The sequence below is a fragment of the Gilvimarinus gilvus genome, assembly GCF_030518155.1.
In the GTDB taxonomy this organism is placed as follows: domain Bacteria; phylum Pseudomonadota; class Gammaproteobacteria; order Pseudomonadales; family Cellvibrionaceae; genus Gilvimarinus; species Gilvimarinus gilvus.
This window is the reverse complement of record NZ_JAULRU010000224.1, coordinates 1-409: the sequence shown is the minus strand read 5'-3', so window position 1 is coordinate 409 and position 409 is coordinate 1. Positions and strand designations below refer to the sequence as shown.

General features: G+C 46.7%; 2 protein-coding genes. One reads left to right on the top strand and one right to left on the bottom strand.

Going from position 1 to position 409, the window contains the following annotated elements:
* Positions 1-215, bottom strand: a 215-nt coding sequence (locus QWI17_RS03180; RefSeq protein ID WP_302721056.1) for a nucleotide-binding YajQ family protein, incomplete at its 3' end; no start/stop codon positions are given.
* Between QWI17_RS03180 and QWI17_RS03175 the strand changes: the two genes are divergently transcribed.
* Positions 206-409, top strand: a 204-nt coding sequence (locus tag QWI17_RS03175) for a 2-dehydropantoate 2-reductase N-terminal domain-containing protein (RefSeq protein ID WP_302721055.1), incomplete at its 3' end; no start/stop codon positions are given. The two genes, QWI17_RS03180 and QWI17_RS03175, sit on opposite strands and share 10 nt — an antisense overlap.

Genomic DNA, 409 nt, shown 5'->3' with positions numbered 1-409 from the left:
ATCTTTCGGCCCACCAGCTTATTACGCAGAATATCCATCATCTGCTGCAACTGAAAATCTACCTCAGCCTGTAGCGTGATCACTTCACCCGCCAATTCAAAGGTAGCATCAACTTTATTAAAGTCGTAACGGGTACCCAGTTCACGGTTTGCCTGATCTACCGCGTTGTTTACTTCATGCAGATCCAGCTCTGAAACGATATCAAATGATGGCATCGAAATTACTCCTTAAAACAATCACCGCGCACCCGCGGCCTAATTCGTTTGATCCTGCCTATCATACCGTTATGATGGACAGACACCTACCCCATTCAGTAAGAGTTTTGGAATCGATAATGCAATGGCATATTTTAGGCGCAGGAGCGATTGGTCTGCTCTGGGCCGGCAAATTACATAAGGCGGGCCATCAG